The sequence below is a fragment of the Streptomyces venezuelae genome, from assembly GCF_008642295.1.
Taxonomy (GTDB): Bacteria; Actinomycetota; Actinomycetes; order Streptomycetales; family Streptomycetaceae; genus Streptomyces; species Streptomyces venezuelae_C.
The window spans coordinates 6863712-6881515 of record NZ_CP029190.1 but is presented as its reverse complement, the minus strand read 5'-3'; the positions used below and the strand labels follow the sequence as shown (position 1 = coordinate 6881515).

Sequence of the window (17804 nt, the reverse complement as noted above, 5' to 3'; positions counted from 1 at the left end):
AGAATCCCCTCCAGGATAAAGCACGGGAAACGCCCTCGCAGGCTCGGAGCTCACCGCCTGTTCAGTGCGTGGGCAACCGCCCCGCCTCCCGGGCCAGAGAGGACAGCACCGGGGCGATCAGCGGATGGGATTCCGCCCCTCGGCGGGTGGCCGCGAAGACGCGGCGGGTGGCCGAGGGTCCGGTCACCGGGCGGATCTGGACCTCCTTGAGGTCCATGCCCCGCAGGGCCGAGCGCGGAATCAGCGCCACCCCCGCCCCCGCGCCGACCAGGGCCACCACGGCCCGGAAATCGTCCGAGGAATGTACGAACCGCGGCTGGAAGCCCGCCGATTCGCAGGCGAACAGGGTCACGTCATGGCAGGGGTTGGCCGGGTACTGGCCCACCCAGTCCGAGTCCGCGAGGTCCGCCAGGGCCACCCCCGGGAGCCCGGCCAGCGGGTGGGCGGGCGGCAGGACCGCGTCGAAGGGTTCGGCGTACAGCGGCAGGACCGAGAGCCGGGGGTCGTCGGCACCCGGCCAGCCCCGGTACTCCACGGCGAGCACCACGTCCGCCTCGCCGTCCAGCAGCATCGGCAGGCTCTGGTCGCCCTCCGCGTCGCGGACCCGCAGCCGGATGCCCGGGTGGTCCAGTGCCAGCCGGGCTATCGCCGGGGCGAGGACTTCCGCGATGCCGGTGGCGAAGGCCGCGACCGTGACCTCGCCCGCCACCCCGCCCGCGTACGCCGCGAGCTCCGCCTCCGCCCGCTCCAGCTGCGCGAGTACCTCGTTCGCGTGGCCCAGCAGGATCTCGCCGGCCGCCGTCAGGCGGACGCCACGGCCGCTGCGCGTCAGCAGCGCATGCCCGGTCTCCTGTTCCAGCGCCGCGAGCTGCTGGGAGACGGCGGAAGGGGTGAGGTACAGGGCTGCAGCCGCGGCGGTCACCGTACGGTGGTCCGCCACGGCCCGCAGGATGCGCAGCCGGCGGGGGTCGATCACCCCCCTATGATGTCAGCCCTGAGCAGCGGCGAATGCCGCGCGATGCCCGCGCTGACCAGCGGCAGGAGCCGTCGGCCCCGGGCAGCCGCACGAACCGCCGGAGCCCGGCCCCGGGCTCGGCTCAGCCCTGGGCAGCGGCGAGTGCCGCCCGGGCGTCCACGAACGCGGCCACCGCGCGCTCCACGTCCGCCGTCGAGTGGGCCGCCGAGAGCTGCACGCGGATACGGGCCGCGCCCATCGGCACCACCGGGTAAGAGAAGCCGATCACGTACACCCCGCGTTCCAGCAGCAGCTCCGCCATCCGGGCCGCTTCCGCCGCGTCGCCGATCATCACGGGGGCGATGGCGTGGTCACCGGGCAGGATCTCGAATCCGGCCTCGGTCATCTTGGTGCGGAACAGCGCGGTGTTCGCCGCGAGGCGCTCGCGCAGGTCGCCGGCCTGCTCCAGCAGGTCGAGGACCTTGAGCGAGGCCGCCGCGATGACCGGGGCGAGGGAGTTGGAGAACAGGTACGGGCGCGAGCGCTGGCGCAGCAGGGCGACGATCTCGGCCCGGGCGGCGACATAGCCGCCGGAAGCGCCGCCGAGGGCCTTGCCGAGGGTGCCGGTGATGATGTCGACGCGGTCCATGACCCCGTGCAGTTCGGGGGTGCCACGGCCGCCGGGGCCGACGAAACCGACCGCGTGCGAGTCGTCGACCATCACCATCGCGTCGTACCGGTCGGCCAGGTCGCAGATCTCCTGCAGCGGGGCCACATAGCCGTCCATGGAGAAGACGCCGTCGGTGACGATGAGCTTGCGGCGCGCACCGCCCTCGGTGGCCTCCTTCAGGCGGGTCTCCAGCTCGCCCAGGTCACGGTTGGCGTAGCGGAAGCGGCGGGCCTTCGACAGCCGGATGCCGTCGATGATGGAGGCGTGGTTGAGGGCGTCGGAGATCACCGCGTCCTCGGGGCCGAGCAGGGTCTCGAAGACGCCGCCGTTGGCGTCGAAGCAGGAGGAGTAGAGGATCGTGTCCTCCTGGCCGAGGAACGCCGACAGACGGGCCTCCAGCTCCTTGTGGACCTCCTGCGTGCCGCAGATGAAGCGGACCGAGGCCATTCCGTAGCCCCAGCGGTCCAGCGCGTCCTTGGCGGCGGCGATCACCTCGGGGTGGTCGGCGAGTCCCAGGTAGTTGTTGGCGCAGAAGTTCAGGACCTCGCCCGGAGTGCCACCGGCGGTGACGGCCACGGCCGCGCTCTGCGGGGTGCCGATGACGCGCTCCGGCTTGTGCAGGCCGGCGGAGCGGATCTCCTCGAGGGTGGTGCGGAGGTCTTCGCGGACGGACTCGAACATGGACGGACTCCTGAACGGAACGAGACGGAACGAGGCAGGGGGAGACGGAAGGAGGGCCGGACCCCGCGGAGGGGGGAGGGTGGTGCGGGGTCCGGCCGCAGGAGAATGGTTCCAGGGGACCCGGAGGCGCGGAGACGCGGAGGTGCGCGCTACGCCGTCCAGTCCAGGATGATCTTGCCGCTGCGCGCCGTGGCCGCCTCGTCGAAGGCCGCCTCGAAGTCGGTGTACGCGTACCGGCCGGTGATCACCGGGCTGAGGTCCAGGCCGCCTTCCAGCAGCACCGTCATGGCGTACCAGGTCTCGAACATCTCACGCCCGTAGATGCCCTTGATCGTGATCATCGAGGTCACGATCTTCGACCAGTCCACCGGGAACTCCTGGGCCGGCAGGCCCAGCATCGCGATCCGGCCGCCGTGCGTCATGTTGTCGATCATGTCGCGCATGGCCTCGGGCCGGCCGGACATCTCCAGGCCGATGTCAAAGCCCTCGCGCAGCCCCAGCTGCCGCTGCGCCTCGCCGATCGAGCTCTCGGCGACGTTCACCGCCAGCGTCGCGCCCGCCTTGCGGGCCAGTTCCAGCCGTTCCGGGCTGACGTCGGTGATGACCACGCTGCGGGCGCCCGCGTGCCGGGCCACCGCCGCCGCCATGATGCCGATCGGGCCCGCACCGGTGATCAGTACGTCCTCGCCCACCAGCGGGAAGGACAGGGCGGTGTGCACCGCATTGCCGAACGGGTCGAAGATCGCCGCCACGTCCAGGTCGACCGCGGTCCGGTGCACCCACACGTTCTGCGCGGGCAGCACCACGTACTCGGCGAAGGCGCCGTCCCGCCCCACCCCCAGGCCGATCGTCGAGCGGCACAGGTGGCGGCGGCCGGCCAGGCAGTTGCGGCACTTGCCGCACACCAGGTGGCCCTCGCCGCTGACCAGCGCGCCGACCTCGATGTCCGCGACGTCCGCGCCGATCGCGGCGACCTCGCCGACGAACTCGTGGCCGAGGACCAGCGGGGTCCGGACCGCGCCCTGCGCCCAGCCGTCCCACGAGCGGATGTGGAGGTCGGTTCCGCAGATGCCGGTGCGGAGCACCTTGATCAGCACCTCGCCGGGGCCGTAGTCGGGCTCGGGCACGTCCATGAGCCACAGCCCGGGCTCGGACTTGTGCTTGACGAGTGCCTTCATGAGTGGCTCCTGGGGGCCGTGCGGCGGGTGGGACATGCACCAATCTGCCGAGACCGTGGTGATCAGTCCATCGAGGATTTCTTAAGCGGGCCGACAGCGGAGCTTCACGTGTCGGCTCCTCCCCCTATGCTCCTCCCGTGACCGGGGCAGGGCGTGGGGCAGGAAACAGGGAGGTGGCGGGCGTGCCGAGTCTGCGGAGCCGGGCGCTGTCGGCCGCGCTGATGGCGGCGGGGCGGCGTCGGCGGTTCGGGTCCGCCGAGGCCGTACAGGCACGGGTGGCTCGCTCCGCGCGGCGCCCGGCCTCACACCTGCCGCCGCGCTCGCTGGGGAAGGTCGCGGAGGTCTCGCGTACGTTCGTGGGCGCCTGGCCGGTGTACGACGTCTCGCCGCGGGGCACCGAGCCGGCTGCCAATGTGCTGTACGTGCACGGCGGCGGGTACATCAACGAGCTGGTGCGGCCCCACTGGTCACTGATCCGGACGCTGGTGACCCGCGCGCAGGCCCGTTGTGTGGTGCCGGCGTACATACTCGCGCCGCGCGGCACCGCGGACCGGACCGTTCCGGTGGCGGCGGACCTGCTGAGCGGGCTGATCGCGAGCGGCGGGGCGGGCGGCACGGTACTCCTCGGGGATTCGGCGGGCGCCGGGCTGGCGCTGGCCGCCGCACAGCGGCTGCGGGACCGGACCGGCGCGCAGCCCTCCCGGATCGTGCTGATCTCGCCGTGGCTGGATCTCACCGTGAGCCACCCCGACCAGGCGGCGATCGAGCCCGCCGATCCGATGCTGGCGCGGCCGGGTCTGCTCGAGGCGGGCCGGCTGTACGCGGGCACGCTGGCGGCGGACGATCCGCTGGTGAGCCCGCTGCACGGGTCCTTCGCCGGGCTGGCGCCGCTGACCGTGTTCACCGGCACCCGCGACGTGCTGACCACGGACAGCCGGGAGCTGCTGCGCCGGGCGGAGGCGGACGGCGCGGAGGTGGACTTCCACGAGGCGCCGGGCCTGCCGCACGGGTATCCGCTGCTGCCGGTGCCGGAGGGGCGGGAAGCCCGGGACCGGATCGTGGACCTGATCCGGGCGGCTGCGGACCACTGAACCGCCCGCCCCGGGCGCGCGGTGCCGCGGGCCCCGGGTGCGGTGATCCCGGCCCTGGGTGCGGTCATGCCGTGCAGATCATCAGTGAGCTGACCGGGCTCTCCCGGTACGTCGTCCAGTACGCCTCGTCGCGGGCACCCTCCGGGGACGGGGTGCGGCTCGGCTGCCAGCTGACGGAGGCGAAACCGGCTTCCACGGCGGCTTCCGCAAACTCGGCGTGCGGCCACTCCCGGAAGCGGAACGGAACCGGCGGGTCGGTGAGGAAGGAGGCCTCCAGGATCGGGGCGTCGCCCTCCGGGATCCGCGCATGGATCCGGATTCCGTACGGCGACCAGTCCACGTGCGGGAAGGCGCCCGGGTTGGGGACGACGGCCAGCAGCCGCCCGCCGACGCGCAGGGTGCCCCGGATGGCGCGGAACATGGCGTGCAGGGCGGTCCGGTCGGCGGCGTAGTTGAACAGGTAGACCGCGGTGGCCAGGTCGAACGAGCCGAGGGGCGGCAGATCGGCCGCATCGGCGACCACGTACTCGATCTCGGCCCCGTCGGTGTCCTCCGGATCGTGCGCCCGGGCCAGTCTGATCATCTCGGCGGAGATGTCCACGCCGACGGTGCGCCGGGCGCCCGCGCGGGCCAGCAGCCGGGTGTTGAACCCGTAGCCGCAGGCGAGGTCGAGGACGTCCAGCCCCTTCACCCCGCCGAGCTGGTCGAGCACGGTGAGGAGGGTGTACGTATCGGCGGCGGAGAAGGCCGCGGTGCTCTTCGACTCCTCGAAGCGCGCGCCGATCACGTCGTACTGCAGGGGGTCGGTGTCGTCGTTGTGCCGCATGCCCGTATGCTGCCGCGCCGGCCGGCCGGTGACGGTCCGGCTGCGGAACCGTCCCCCGGAAGAGGGAGGCAGTCGGCTCAGTCGATACGGCGTCCGAGGGGCCGGGAGGCGGGCACCGCGAGCCGGGGCGGAACGCCGGCCGACCGTCGGTTATCGGTCACCGGAGGGCCCCTGATCGTCCGGAGATCGGTCGTGGATCCGCCTTCCGGCCGTATGGAGGCGGACTTTACGATCAGGCCGTGACCTTCACTCCACGGCTGACCGGGGGACGGCGGCGTGGTGCGGACATCAGGAAGATGCGCCGCACCCGGGACGCGTTACTCAGCGGCCTCGAGCTGCCCGTGCCCGTGGACCCGCCCACCGTGTTCGCGGCGCTGTGCGCCTCCATGGCACGGCGTCACCGCGCGCCCGTCGAGTACCGCCTGGTGCGGTTCCCCGTGTGCACCGTCAGCGGCCTGCTGGTACGGACCGATGCCCGGGCGCTGATCCTGATCGAGGAGAACACCTCCGCCGAGCACCAACTGTGCATTCTGGGACACGAGTTCTGGCACATGGAGCAGGAGGCCGCCCGGCCGAGGACGACGGAGGCGGCAACACAGACAGAGGCAGAGGAAGAGGAAGAGGCCGACTGCGAGGTCTTCGGCTCGCTGATCGCCAGCCGCTGTGTGCGCTGGCTCCAGGCCGACGCCGAAGCCGTCCCGGAATCCGCCAGCCAGTTCGGGCGCCGCCTGCACGCGACCCTCGGTCACACCGGGACCGGAATGACCTGGTGAACGGCAACTCCGGGTACTGGATCCTGGCGAGCGCCCTGTGGGCCGCCTGCCTGATCAAGGCTCCCGGCCTGCGCCACCGGCGGAACAGCCCGCTGTCCACGACGGTGTGCGGCGTACTGCTGCTCGGCGGCATCGCCTACTGCTGTGCCAACCCGGACGTCATCGGGTGGGTGAACGGGGCCACCGGGGTGCCGAACTTCTCCGCGCCGCTCGTCTACAGCCTGCTCACCGCCGAGAGCGCCCTCATCCTGACGCTGCTGGTGTACTGGCGGGAGGGGCCGGAGGAGAAGGCCCGGTGCGCGGCCCGCCGCCTGCAGGCCGTCTACGGGCTGGTGATCGTCGCGCTGGTCGTCCTGTTCGTGATCGGTGACGCCCCGGTGGAGCAGCGCACGGACTTCGACACGTACTACGCGCAGACCCCGTACATCCGCGAGATGATCCTGCTCTACCTCACGGCGCACACCGGGGCCGCGGTCACGGCGACGGTGCTCTGCATCCGCTGGTTCGCGGGGGTCACCGGGCCGCCCTGGCTGCGCCGCGGGCTGCGGGTCCTCATCCTCGGCTTCGCCCTCAACTTCGGCCTGGACTTCTCCAAGTTCGCGGCGATCGGCGCCCGCTGGGCGGGCCACGACTGGGACACCCTGAACACCCTGGTCGCTCCGCTGTTCGCCTTCACCTGCACCCTGTTCACCGGCCTCGGATTCATCCTGCCGGTGGTCGGGGGGCGGGTGTCGGGCACCTTGGCCGCCGTCCGGACCTTCCACCGGCTGGGTCCGCTGTCGCGGGCGCTGCGGGCGGCCACTCCCGGGGTGGTGGCCGAGCTGCCGGTGCCGTGGTGGGAGATCGACCTCCGGCTGACCCGCCGGGTGGCGGAGGTGCAGGACGGCCGGCTGTCGCTGCGCCCGTACCGGGACGCCGCGGTCGCCGAGGACGCCCTGGTCCGGGTCCGGGCGGCGGGGCTGTCCGGGGCGGTGGCCGATGCCGCCGTCGAGGCGGCGGTACTGGCCGCGGCCATGGCGGCGAAGGCCGCCGGCGGGGATGCGGAGGCGGTGGAGGCTGCGGCCGAGCGGGATGACGAGAGCGCCGAACTGCCGCTGCTGGACCGGGAGGCGCTGGTCCGCGTCTCGGGGCTGTTCCGCGCCCCGCGCCGGGCGTGGCAGGCTCCCCGCAGTGCGCCGGCCTCCCCGCTGCACACCCGGACCACCCGCCCGTGATACGCGTAGCCCGTAGCCCGTTGTCCCTGACACCGCACTGGAGCAGACCGCCGATGGACGCCCCACCCGACAGCGCGCACCGCCCGGTCCGGCGGGCCGTGGTGCTCGGCGCGAGCATGGCCGGCATGCTGGCCGCCGCGGTCCTGGCGGAGCACGCCGACGAGGTCCTCGTCCTCGACCGCGACGAGCTGCCGGCCGGCCCGGCCCCCCGGCCCGGGCTGCCCCAGGCCCACCATGTGCACCTGCTCTGGTCGGGGGGCGTCCGGGTGATCGAGGCGATCGCGCCGGGGCTGACCCGGGCCTGGCTGGACGCCGGCGCCCGGCAGCTGGACATGCCCGCCGACCTGGTGCTGCTCACCCCGCACGGCTGGGTCCGCCGCGGCTCCGCCTGCCAGTACCAGCTCGCCTGCTCCCGGGACCTGCTGGATGCGACGGCCCGCGCCGTCCTGCTGACCGGCCCGCGCATCCGCGTGCGTACGGGCGTCCACGCCGAGGACCTGCTCGCGACCGGAACCGGCACCGGAGCCGGGACCCGGACCGCGGTCCGGGGCGTGCGGGTCCGTGATCTCGCCACCGGTGCGGCCGAGGAGGTTTCGGCCACCCTGGTGGTGGACGCCACCGGCCGGGGCTCGCGCGCGCCGGAGTGGCTGGAGCGGATCGGGCTCCCCCGGGTCCGGGAGGAGTCCGTGGACCCGGGACTCGTCTATGCCAGCAGGCTCTACCGGGCTCCGGACGGCGCGGCCGGCTTCCCGGCGGTCGGCATCCAGGCGGACCCGGGCCGGCCGGTGCCGGGCCGGATGGCCACGCTGCTGCCGGTGGAGGGGGGCCGCTGGCTGGTGACCCTGGCCGGAACCCGGGGGGCCGAGCCCACCCGGGAGGCCGTGGAATTCGAGGCCTTCGCCCGTACGGCCCGGCATCCGCTGGTCGCCGACCTGATCGCGGACGCCGAACCGCTGTCGGAGGTCCGGCTGAGCCGCAGTTGCAGCAACCGGCGGCGCTGGTTCGAGGGGCTGCGGCCGTGGCCGGCCGGGTTCGTGGTGCTCGGTGACGCAGCCGCCGCGTTCAACCCCGTGTACGGGCAGGGGATGACGGTGGCGGCGCAGAGCGCGGCCGTGCTGCGTACGGCGCTGCGTGCGCACGGGCTCGCCGCGCCCCGGCTGGCCCGTACCGTCCAGCGGGGCGTCGGCCGGGTGGTGGAGGTGCCCTGGTCCATCACCACCGGCCAGGACATCCGGTTCCCCGGTGCCACCGGCCGGCCCGCGCCGTTCGCCGCCCGGCTGACCCACGGGTACGTGGACCGGCTCAGCCGGACCGCGATGTCCAGCGAGGAGGCGCTGCGGGCGCTGTTCGACGTGATGTCGCTGGCCGAGCCCCCGACCCGGCTGTTCCGGCCCCGGACGGTCCGCGCGGTCCTCGCGGGTCCGGCCGGTCCGCCGCCGGACGGGCCTCCGCTGACGGCCGCCGAGCGGTCCGTGGGCCGGCCGGCCGTGCCGGAACCCGCCGAATAGCGCAGTGCACAGGGTGTGCATGGTGTGAATCGGGCCTCCGGAACGGTGCCGGTCGGTCAGGATGGGCCCATGAGGATGCTCATCAACAGTCCGGGGACCGTGGTCGAGGACGCACTGCGCGGGATGGCCGCCGCCCATCCCGAGCTGGCCGTGGACGTGGCGCGGCGGCTGGTGGTGCGCAGGGATGCGCCGGTGGCGGGACGGGTCGGGCTGGTGTCCGGCGGCGGGTCCGGGCACGAGCCGCTGCACGCCGGGTTCGTGGGATACGGAATGCTGTCCGCCGCTTGCGCCGGGGAGGTGTTCACCTCTCCGGTGCCGGCACAGATGGCGGGGGCCGCGGCGGCGGTGGACTCCGGGGCCGGGGTGCTGTTCGTGGTGAAGAACTACACCGGGGACGTGCTGAACTTCGAGATGGCCGCAGAGCTCGCCGAGGAGGACGGGCTGCGGGTGGAGCGGGTCCTGGTCAACGACGACGTGGCGGTGGTGGACAGCCTGTACACGGCGGGCCGGCGCGGTACGGGCGCCACCCTGTTCGTGGAGAAGATCGCGGGCGCGGCGGCCGAGGCGGGCGCACCGCTGGAGCAGGTCGCGGCGGTTGCCCGGCGGGTGAACGAGTCCGCGCGGAGCTTCGGGGTGGCACTGAGCGCCTGCACCACCCCGGCAAAGGGCAGCCCGACCTTCGAACTCCCCGAGGGCGAGCTGGAGCTGGGCATCGGCATCCATGGCGAGCCGGGCCGGGAGCGGCGCCCGATGATGACCTCCCGGGAGATCGCGGAGGTGTCGGTGGGCGCCGTGCTGGCGGATCTGGAGGGGCTGCGTCCGGTCGGCGAGGCGGTGCTCGTCCTGGTCAACGGGATGGGAGCAACCCCGCTGCTGGAGCTGTACGGGTTCAACGCGGAGGTCCAGCGGGTGCTGGCCGACCGCGGGGTGCCGGTGGCCCGGACGCTGGTCGGAAACTACGTCACCTCGCTGGACATGGCGGGGTGTTCGGTGACGGTGTGCCGGGCCGACGAGGAACTGCTGCGGCTGTGGGACGCGCCCGTACAGACGCCCGCGCTGCGGTGGGGCCGCTGAGGCCGGGTCCCGGCACCCCCTATGGTGGCGGCAGGGCCCACGATCGAGGCGAGGAGACCCGGTGCGTGACGCAGAGTTCTTCCGGCGCTGGCTGGTGACCGCCGCGTCCGCGGTGGAGCGGGAGGCGGACCGGCTGACCGAGCTGGACTCCCCCATCGGCGACGCGGACCACGGCAGCAACCTGCTGCGCGGCTTCACCTCGGTGGTCCGGGAGCTGGCGGCGGAGCGCCCGGAGGTGCCGGGGGCGGTGCTGCAGCTGGCCGGGCGGACGCTGATCTCGACGGTGGGCGGTGCGTCCGGGCCGCTGTACGGGACCCTGCTGCGGCGCACCGGCAAGGAGCTCGGCACGGCCGCCGAGGTGTCCGACGACGACCTGCGGCAGGCGCTGTACGCGGGGGTCGCGGCGGTGGCGCAGCTGGGCGGGGCGGCGCCGGGCGACAAGACGATGCTGGACGCGCTGGTGCCGGGGGTGGCGGCGCTGGGCACCTCGTACCGGGCGGCGGCGGAGGCGGCGGAGAACGGGGCGCTGGCGACCGTACCGATGCAGGCGCGGAAGGGCCGGGCCAGTTATCTGGGCGAGCGGAGCATCGGGCACCAGGATCCCGGGGCCACCTCTTCGGCGCTGCTGCTGGCCGCCCTGGCAGAGGCCGCGGAGGGGGAATCGTGAGCGGGCCGCTGGTCGGGATCGTTCTGGTGTCGCACAGTGCGCAGGTCGCCGAGTCGGTGGCGGAGCTGGCCCGCGGGCTGGCGGCCGGCGGGCCGGTGGCCCCGCTGGCGGCGGCCGGCGGCACGGCCGAGGGCGGGCTGGGCACCAGCGCGGATCTGATCGTGGCCGCGGCGCTGTCGGTGGACCAGGGGGCGGGGGTGGCCCTGCTGGCGGATCTGGGCAGCTCCGTGCTGACCGTGAAGACCCTGCTGGCGGAGGAGGAACTGCCCGCGGGCGCCTGCCTGGTGGATGCGCCGTTCGTCGAAGGCGCGGTCTCGGCGCTGGTCACCGCCTCGGCCGGGGCCCCGCTGGAGGCGGTGGCCGCGTCGGCGGCCGAGGCGTACGCGTACCGCAAGGCCTGACGGCCGCAGTTTCGTCAGCGGCCTCGCAGCTGGTCCAGTTCGCGGCGGTCCCGCTTGGTGGGGCGGCCCGTGCCGCGGTCGCGGAGGCCGGTGGCCGCCGCCTCCACCTTCGTGGGCGGCGGCGGGCTGTTGTCGGTGTAGGCCTCGGCAGCGACCGGGGCGCCGACCCGCTTGCTCAGGGCCTGGCGGACCACCACGATGCGTTCCCGTCCCTCGTGGAAGAGCCGCACCTCATCGCCGGGCTTCACCGACTGGGCCGGCTTGGCCCGGTCGCCGTTGACCCGTACGTGCCCGGCCCGGCAGGCCGCCGCCGCGATCGAGCGGGTCTTGGTGAGGCGGACCGCCCAGATCCAGGCGTCGACACGTGCCGATGATTCTTCGCTTCCCGTGGCTGCCATGCCCCGACTTTATCGAGCACCCCGGCCGGAAGCGGAACGACTTTTGGCTGATGCGACAAGTGACCTTGCAGCTGCCATGTACATCATCCCAAGAGAATTGCACATGCTGCGTATGTGCCCCTACCTTGTCGCACATGCAGTCCTACACCATCGGTCAGGCGGCGCGCCTGCTCGGCGTCAGCCCGGACACCGCGCGCCGCTGGGCCGACGCAGGCCGCGTCGCGACCCATCGCGACGACAGCGGCCGGCGGCTCATCGACGGCCGTGACCTGGCCGCCTTCTCCGTCGAGGTGGGCCAGGGTGCCCACACCGAGGACGAGGAGCCGTACACCTCCGCCCGCAACGCCTTCCCCGGGATCGTCACCGCCGTCAGGCTCGGCGACGTGGCCGCTCAGGTCGAGATTCAGGCCGGTCCGCACCGGCTGGTTTCCCTGCTCACCCGCGAAGCCGTCGAGGAGCTCGGACTGGAGGTCGGAATGCGGGCCACCGCCCGCGTGAAGTCCACCAGTGTCCACATCGACCGCACCTGACGGTCCCTGCCGCCCTTTCCCCATCGGAGTGTTCCGCCCATGTCCTCGTCTTCGTCCCCGTCCCCGTCTTCGTCCTCGTCCTCGCACGCCTTCCTGAACCGTCGTCGGGCCGCCGCCGCGGTCCTCTCGGCCGCGCTGCTGGTCCCGCTCACCGCCTGCGGCGGTGACAAGGAGTCCCCGAAGTCCGGCGCCGAGGGCTCGTCCTCCGCTCCGGCCTCCGGCGCCCCCAAGGCCGCCAACCTCACGGTGCTCGCCGCCTCCTCTCTCACCGACGTGTTCAAGACGGCCGGTGCCGCGTACGAGAAGTCGCACCCCGGCACAAAGATCACCTTCTCCTTCGCCGGCTCCCAGGAGCTCGCCGCCCAGGTCAAGCAGGGCGCCCCGGCCGATGCCCTGGTCACCGCCGACACCAAGACCATGGACGGCCTGAAGGCCGAGACCGGCACCCCGGCGATCGTCGCCAAGAACCGCCTGGTCATCGCCACCGTCAAGGGCAACCCGCACAAGGTCGGCGCCCTCAAGGACCTGGCCGACACCAAGCTGAAGGTCGTGCTGGCCGCGCCCGAGGTCCCGGTGGGCCGCTACAGCAAGCAGATCCTGGACGCGCAGAAGGTGGCGGTGAAGCCGGTCTCCCAGGAGCCGAACGTCCGCGCCGTGCTGAGCAAGGTGGAGCTGGGCGAGGCCGATGCCGGTCTCGTCTACAAGACCGACGCCGCCAAGTCCAAGGACAAGGTCGAGGCCGTGGAGATCCCCGACGACCAGAACGCGGTGGCCTCCTACCCCGCCGCCTCGCTGAAGGCCTCGAAGAACGCCGAGGCGGCGGCTGCGTTCGTGGCCTGGCTGTCCACCCCGGAGGCGCAGAAGATCTTCCAGGAGGCGGGCTTCCAGCAGCCGTGACCGGCCGCTGACGACGGCGGGAGGGGGACTGCCTGGTCCGGGGGGACAGGCGGTCCCCCTCCCGCCGTCCCCGTCCCGTCTTTCCCTCCCGCCCTTTCCGCCGCCACCAGAAACGCCGCCTCATGAGCAGACTCCGTACCCGTACGCCCCTGGCCCTCGCCCTGCCCGCGGGGCTCGCCATCGCGTTCCTGCTGCTGCCGCTGATCGGCATCCTGGTCCGCACTTCCTGGGGCGAGCTGGGGACCCATCTGAGCACCCCCGGGGTGGTCCAGGCGCTCAAGCTCTCGCTCCTGGTGTCCTTCTGGGCGCTGCTGCTGTCGTTGCTGCTCGGGGTGCCGCTGGCCTGGCTGCTGGCCCGGGTCGACTTCCCCGGCAAGGCCGTGGTCCGCTCGCTGGTGCTGCTGCCGATGGTGCTGCCGCCGACCGTGGGCGGGGTGGCCCTGCTGCTCGGGTTCGGGCGGCGCGGGCTGCTCGGGCCGTGGCTGGAGGACACGTTCGGCATCACCCTGCCCTTCCACACCTCCGGTGCCGTGGTGGCCGCCACCTTCGTGGCGATGCCGTTCCTGGTGATCAGCCTGGAGGGGGCGCTGGGCGGTCTGCGGCGGAGCTACGAGGAGACCGCCGCCTCCCTGGGGGCCTCGCCGGTCCGGGTGTTCTTCACCGTGACCCTGCCGATGGTGGCCCCCGGGCTGATCGCGGGTGCGGCACTCACCTGGGCGCGGGCGCTCGGCGAGTTCGGCGCGACCATCACCTTCGCCGGGAACCTGCCCGGCACCACCCAGACCCTGCCGCTCCAGGTCTACCTGCTGCTGCAGGACGAGCCCGAGGCCGCCACCTCGCTCTCGCTGCTGCTGCTGGCCATCGCCATGGCGGTGCTGATCGCGTTGCGGGGCCGCTGGACCGGGACGCCGACGGCCCGCCGGACCGCCCCCGCCTCCGCCCCCGCCCTGGCCGACGTCGATGGCGGTGCCGGTGCGGGGGCCGCGTACGGCGCCCCGGAGCCCGGCCCGGCCGCACCCCCGCAGGCGGCGCCGGCCGATCCTCCGCAGGACGTGCCGGCCAGGCGCGCGGAGCCGGCGGATTCCGCGCGCTGGCCGCTGCACGCCGAGGTCACCGGCTTCAACCGGCTCACCCTGGACGCCGAACCGGGCACCACCATCGCCGTGGTCGGCGAGAACGGGGCCGGCAAGACCACCCTGCTGCGTGCCCTGCTGGGCCTGACCCCCCGGGCCCATGCCACCCTGCGGCTCGGCGACACCGAGGTGACCGACCTGCCGCCGCACCGGCGTCAGGTCGCCTGGGTCCCGCAGGACGGTGCCCTGTTCCCGCACCTGAACGCGCTGGCCAACACGGCGTACGGGCTGCGCGCCCGCGGGGTGCCGCGCGCCGAGGCCCGCCGCGCCGCCCGGGAGTGGCTGGACCGGCTCGGGGTCGGCCATCTGGCCCACCGCAAGCCGGCCGAGCTGTCCGGCGGGCAGGCGCAGCGGGTGGCGCTGGCCCGGGCGCTGGCCGCCCGGCCCCGGCTGCTGCTCCTGGACGAGCCGCTGGCCGCGCTCGACCAGACCACCCGGGTGCGCGTCCGGCACACCCTGCGCAGCCATCTGGCGGGCTTCGGCGGGGTCTGCCTGATCGTCACGCACGATCCCGTCGAGGCGGTGTCCCTCGCGGACCGGGTGCTGGTCCTGGCGGACGGACGGGCCCTGCAGGACGCCCCGCCGGCCGAGGTGACCCGGCATCCGCGGTCCCCGTGGGTGGCCCGGATGCTGGGCCGCAATGCCTGGCCCGGCACCGCCGGGGCCGAGGACCTGGTGCTGGACGGCGGCGGCCGGCTGGTCGCGGCCGACTCCCTGCCGGAGGGCACCCGGATGCTCGCGATCATCGCGCCCGAGGCGGTCTCCGTCCACCGGGAACGCCCGAGCGGCAGCCCCCGCAACACCTGGCCGGGAACCATCCGCGAGATCACCTCGGCGGGCAGCCGACTGCGGGTCCTGATCACCTCCCCGGAGTCCCCGGACCTGGTCGCCGAGATCACCCCGGCGGCGGCGGCCGAACTCCGGCTGTCCGAGGGGGCGCCGGTCTGGACGAGCGTCAAGGCCACCGAGGTCACCCTCGTGGAGCTGTGACGGAGTGGACGGCGAGCCAGGGGCGGCCGGTGGGGGCGGGGTTGGGGCCGGCGGGGGCTCCTGGGGCGGGGCGGTCGAAGGCGTCCGCGCCCACCAGGGCCCAGCCCGAGACTCCCACAGCGTGGGAGAGCACGCCCTCGGAACGGGCCGATCCCGGCTCCGGGGAGTCCAGCGAGATCACCGCCGTTCCCTTGCCCGAGGTACGCCGGAACTCCGCGAGCCACCGGGTCCACAGCGCCGCCTCCTTCCGGTCCACCCGGTCCGCTCCCGCGTAGGGCTGTACGAGGACCAGCGCGCCGGTGTCCCGGTCCAGGGCGGCCTCCGCGAGCGCGGCGCGCAGGGCGCGGAGCCGCGCGAGTCCGCCGCCCTGGAGGGTCTTCCGGCCGGTGTCGAGCGGGAGGAACCGGACGCCCCGGTGGCGGAAGGACGCGGTGCCCGGCACCGGCCGGAGGCCGTCTCCGGTGGCCGCGTCCTGCGTCAGGATGAAGTCGGGGGCGCCCGCACGCAGTTCTGCCAGCGCCCGCTTGCGTTCCGGCTCCGGCAGCCCGGCCGGCAGTACGCCGAACCGCCAGCTCCGGGCCCGGACTTCGGCGGCCGTGGCCGGCCCGGGGTCCTGTTCCGCCGACGGGGCGGCGGGCGCCGGACCCGGGTCCGGGCCGGTGGCCGTCAGGGTGTCCACCACCAGTTTTCCGGTCCGGGTGCCGCCGCTCGCGGCCAGGCCGGTGAGCCTGAGCGGCCGTTCGGCGGCGGCCGGCACCGGCAGGGTGATCCGGCGCCAGCCGGCCCACTCCACGGCCGGGCCGCGGAGCGCGAGTTCGGCCCAGTCCGCATCGGTCAGCCGCAGCACCGGCCGGATACCGGAGCCGTCCCCGCGCACCCACAGCCCGAGGCTGCGCACCGGATCGGGCAGCGGCAGGGGCCGGGGCGGCCGGGCGGATTCCCCGGTCGCGCCTGCGGACAGCCGCAGGCCGGTGCCCCGGTGGCCGTCCGCCGGGCCGGCCCCGGAGCCGGTCCAGCGGGCGGCCTCGTCGAATCCGGTCACCGTACGCTGCACCGAGCCGACGCCCACGGCGAGTTCGACGGTGGTCCCGGTGGCCGGGACGGTGGCCTTCAGCACTCCGGTGGCCCGGGCGACCCGGGCCGTCAGGGTGAAGCCGCCCCGGCCGTCGTCCGCGACCTGCCACCGTGAGCGGTCGTACTCCCAGCGCACGTCCCGCCCCTCCACGGGTGCCGCCGCGCCCTGGGCATCGAATCCGGCCAGCCGGAAAGTGCCCTGTTCGGCCCGGTCGGCGAGGCCGATCCGGTCGGGCACCGGCCGGATCCGGGTCAGCGCGCCCAGCACGTCCAGCCGGATGGCGCCGTCGGCGGGCGCCCGCCCGGCGTGTACGAAGGCACCGCCCGGCCGGACCGCGTGGAAGACTCCGTCCGGTCCGACCCAGCCCGCGCTGCCCGGGGTGGTCCACCAGTCGGGCCCGCCGGCCGCGGCCGGGGCGTACATGTCGTCGTACCCGACGGCGGTGAGGGTGCGGGTGAGGCCGGGGAAGGCCCGGGTGGAGCCGGCCGGCGCCTCGACCCGGTGGCCGGCGGCCCGGCCGGTGCCGTCCGCGACGGTGAGGACCAGACCGTTGGGGACCGTGCGGAGGCGGCCGTCGGACGGGGAGTTCTCCAGGCTGAGCGCGGTGTCTCCGCTGCGGCCCGCGAGCAGGGTGCTGGAGCCGCCGCCGTCCAGGTTCAGCGCGTTGTACGCGCCCCGCTCGTGGAGCAGCCGGCCGAGCGCGGTCAGGGTCATGCCCGCGCTGTCGCGCTGCCGGCCGTCGACCGTCAGGATGCGCAGATACCGGCCGTCCCGGGAGAAGCCGACGGCGGTGCGCGGGGCGGCGAAGTTGTTGCGGGACCGGTCGTGGTTCTGCGGCACCCCGTGGACGACCAGCTGTTCCCGTCCGCCGATGGCCGCCGTGGGAAGGGGGCCGGAGCCGGCGGCGGGGCCGGCCGTGATGCCGACCCGGTCGCCGGGGCTCAGCGCCGCCAGCTCCGCCGCGGCGTCGCCGCGCCCCGCCAGCAGGGTGGTCCCGGGCGGTGGCTCGGTGCCGCGGCCCGGCTGCCGTACGGCGGTGACCACGCCGTCCCGTACGTCGGCCTCGGCGTCCGCGCCCGGCGGCAGGGCGGGGCCGGAGCCGGCCCAGTCCGCGGTGTAGGCGGTGATGCCTTCGGCGGGCGGGCGGGCGGAGTTGAACCCGGCGAGGGGCAGCGGGCCGGAGCCGGGCAGGGTGACCGTACCGGCGAGGGCGAGGCGCAGCACCCGGCCGACCGGTCCGGGGCCGAAGCCGACGGCGGTGCCCGCGCCGGGTGACGGGGAGTGCAGCAGACGGCCGTCGGCGACGCCCGGGCCGAGCGGGGCGCCGGTGCGGCGGATGTCGAAGAAGTCCCCGTTGACGGCGGCGACCACGCGCCGGCCGCGTCCGGCGGGGTGGCGGGCGGCGGCTGCGGTGAGGGTTCCGGGCCCGCCGAGGTATTCGGCGCGCAGGCCGGGGGCGGCGAGGTCGACGAGGAGTTCGTCGATGCGCAGCCAGCGGTCGGCGTGGAGACGGTCGTAGGACTCCAGGCGGATTCCGGGGGCGATCTGCCGGGCGGTGCGGTCGGTCTCGATGCCGTCGTTGACGTCGGCTGCCCGGGCGGGAGCCGCCGGGAGGGTGATCAGCAGTGCCGGCAGGACGGTGCCGATCAGAGGACCGAGAAAGGGACGGAGGGTCACCACGCAGGCAGCATCGGGCAATCCGGTCACATGATAGGTAAGGACACAAGGCGGGATATCGGATGG

Annotated in this window: 15 protein-coding genes and 1 pseudogene; 10 read left to right on the top strand and 6 right to left on the bottom strand. The window is 74.4% G+C overall.

What is annotated here, in order from left to right; translation table 11 throughout:
- Positions 1-61: 61 nt before the first annotated feature.
- The 3 genes from DEJ50_RS30765 to tdh all read right to left on the bottom strand — a co-directional run bounded on the left by DEJ50_RS30765 (position 62) and on the right by tdh (position 3484).
- Positions 62-976 (bottom strand): LysR family transcriptional regulator, encoded by a 915-nt coding sequence (locus DEJ50_RS30765; RefSeq protein WP_150211324.1) that lies wholly within the window; start codon positions 974-976, stop codon positions 62-64.
- A gap of 121 nt (positions 977-1097) precedes the next feature.
- Positions 1098-2306, bottom strand: coding sequence for a glycine C-acetyltransferase (locus tag DEJ50_RS30760; protein WP_150211323.1), 1209 nt, complete (start codon positions 2304-2306; stop codon positions 1098-1100).
- Between the two features lie 149 nt (positions 2307-2455).
- The gene (tdh, locus tag DEJ50_RS30755; protein ID WP_150211322.1) at positions 2456-3484 is read right to left on the bottom strand and encodes an L-threonine 3-dehydrogenase; all 1029 of its coding nucleotides are present in this window, start codon (positions 3482-3484) and stop codon (positions 2456-2458) included.
- 182 nt (positions 3485-3666) lie between these two features.
- Between tdh and DEJ50_RS30750 the strand changes: the two genes are divergently transcribed.
- Entirely contained in the window at positions 3667-4575 is a 909-nt protein-coding gene (locus DEJ50_RS30750; RefSeq protein ID WP_223837975.1) for an alpha/beta hydrolase fold domain-containing protein, read from the top strand.
- Between the two features lie 64 nt (positions 4576-4639).
- Here DEJ50_RS30750 and DEJ50_RS30745 read toward each other — a convergent pair whose 3' ends face one another.
- Positions 4640-5401 carry a class I SAM-dependent methyltransferase gene (locus tag DEJ50_RS30745; protein WP_223837974.1) on the bottom strand — a complete coding sequence of 254 codons (762 nt, stop codon included), beginning with the start codon at positions 5399-5401 and terminating at the stop codon, positions 4640-4642.
- A 239-nt stretch (positions 5402-5640) separates the two neighbouring features.
- Between DEJ50_RS30745 and DEJ50_RS30740 the strand changes: the two genes are divergently transcribed.
- The 6 genes from DEJ50_RS30740 (at position 5641) to DEJ50_RS30715 (ending at position 11038) form a co-directional block, all read left to right on the top strand.
- Positions 5641-6174: a hypothetical protein gene (locus tag DEJ50_RS30740; protein WP_223837973.1), complete on the top strand. Its 534-nt coding sequence runs from the start codon at positions 5641-5643 to the stop codon at positions 6172-6174.
- Positions 6171-7388 carry an MAB_1171c family putative transporter gene (locus DEJ50_RS30735; RefSeq protein WP_150211321.1) on the top strand — a complete coding sequence of 406 codons (1218 nt, stop codon included), beginning with the start codon at positions 6171-6173 and terminating at the stop codon, positions 7386-7388. Before DEJ50_RS30740 ends, DEJ50_RS30735 begins: the two co-directional genes overlap by 4 nt.
- Positions 7389-7441: 53 nt before the next feature.
- Positions 7442-8896: an NAD(P)/FAD-dependent oxidoreductase gene (locus DEJ50_RS30730; RefSeq protein WP_150211320.1), complete on the top strand. Its 1455-nt coding sequence runs from the start codon at positions 7442-7444 to the stop codon at positions 8894-8896.
- Between the two features lie 69 nt (positions 8897-8965).
- A complete protein-coding gene (dhaK, locus tag DEJ50_RS30725; protein WP_150211319.1) occupies positions 8966-9970 on the top strand; it encodes a dihydroxyacetone kinase subunit DhaK in 1005 nt (334 codons plus the stop codon).
- A 61-nt stretch (positions 9971-10031) separates the two neighbouring features.
- Entirely contained in the window at positions 10032-10637 is a 606-nt protein-coding gene (dhaL, locus tag DEJ50_RS30720) for a dihydroxyacetone kinase subunit DhaL (RefSeq protein ID WP_150211318.1), read from the top strand.
- Entirely contained in the window at positions 10634-11038 is a 405-nt protein-coding gene (locus tag DEJ50_RS30715; protein WP_150211317.1) for a PTS-dependent dihydroxyacetone kinase phosphotransferase subunit DhaM, read from the top strand. The genes dhaL and DEJ50_RS30715 overlap by 4 nt, the downstream gene beginning before the upstream one ends.
- A gap of 14 nt (positions 11039-11052) precedes the next feature.
- Here the strand turns inward: DEJ50_RS30715 and DEJ50_RS30710 are convergent, their stop codons facing one another.
- Positions 11053-11436, bottom strand: a complete 384-nt coding sequence (locus tag DEJ50_RS30710) for an RNA-binding S4 domain-containing protein (protein WP_150211316.1) — start codon at positions 11434-11436, stop codon at positions 11053-11055.
- Between DEJ50_RS30710 and DEJ50_RS30705 the strand changes: the two are divergent.
- From DEJ50_RS30705 to DEJ50_RS30695, 3 genes and pseudogenes are all read left to right on the top strand, one after another.
- Positions 11409-11942: pseudogene (locus DEJ50_RS30705) on the top strand (TOBE domain-containing protein); the annotation flags it as partial. The gene DEJ50_RS30710 and the pseudogene DEJ50_RS30705 sit on opposite strands and share 28 nt — an antisense overlap.
- Before the next feature lie 63 nt (positions 11943-12005).
- Positions 12006-12863, top strand: a complete 858-nt coding sequence (modA, locus tag DEJ50_RS30700) for a molybdate ABC transporter substrate-binding protein (RefSeq protein WP_150211314.1) — start codon at positions 12006-12008, stop codon at positions 12861-12863.
- A 122-nt stretch (positions 12864-12985) separates the two neighbouring features.
- Positions 12986-14986, top strand: a complete 2001-nt coding sequence (locus DEJ50_RS30695) for an ABC transporter permease (protein WP_150211313.1) — start codon at positions 12986-12988, stop codon at positions 14984-14986.
- On the opposite strand, the gene DEJ50_RS30690 is transcribed toward DEJ50_RS30695, so the two are convergent.
- Complete coding sequence (locus DEJ50_RS30690) at positions 14967-17741, bottom strand: phosphodiester glycosidase family protein (protein ID WP_150211312.1); 2775 nt, start codon at positions 17739-17741, stop codon at positions 14967-14969. The genes DEJ50_RS30695 and DEJ50_RS30690 overlap by 20 nt on opposite strands.
- Positions 17742-17804 lie beyond the last annotated feature (63 nt).

Coding starts and splice junctions, on each gene's coding strand:
- DEJ50_RS30760 (WP_150211323.1), bottom strand. CDS start 2,306: ATGTTCGAGTCCGTCCGCGAAGACCTCCGCACCACCCTCGAGGAGATC.
- tdh (WP_150211322.1), bottom strand. CDS start 3,484: ATGAAGGCACTCGTCAAGCACAAGTCCGAGCCCGGGCTGTGGCTCATG.
- DEJ50_RS30745 (WP_223837974.1), bottom strand. CDS start 5,401: ATGCGGCACAACGACGACACCGACCCCCTGCAGTACGACGTGATCGGC.
- DEJ50_RS30730 (WP_150211320.1), top strand. CDS start 7,442: ATGGACGCCCCACCCGACAGCGCGCACCGCCCGGTCCGGCGGGCCGTG.
- dhaK (WP_150211319.1), top strand. CDS start 8,966: ATGAGGATGCTCATCAACAGTCCGGGGACCGTGGTCGAGGACGCACTG.
- DEJ50_RS30710 (WP_150211316.1), bottom strand. CDS start 11,436: ATGGCAGCCACGGGAAGCGAAGAATCATCGGCACGTGTCGACGCCTGG.
- modA (WP_150211314.1), top strand. CDS start 12,006: ATGTCCTCGTCTTCGTCCCCGTCCCCGTCTTCGTCCTCGTCCTCGCAC.
- DEJ50_RS30695 (WP_150211313.1), top strand. CDS start 12,986: ATGAGCAGACTCCGTACCCGTACGCCCCTGGCCCTCGCCCTGCCCGCG.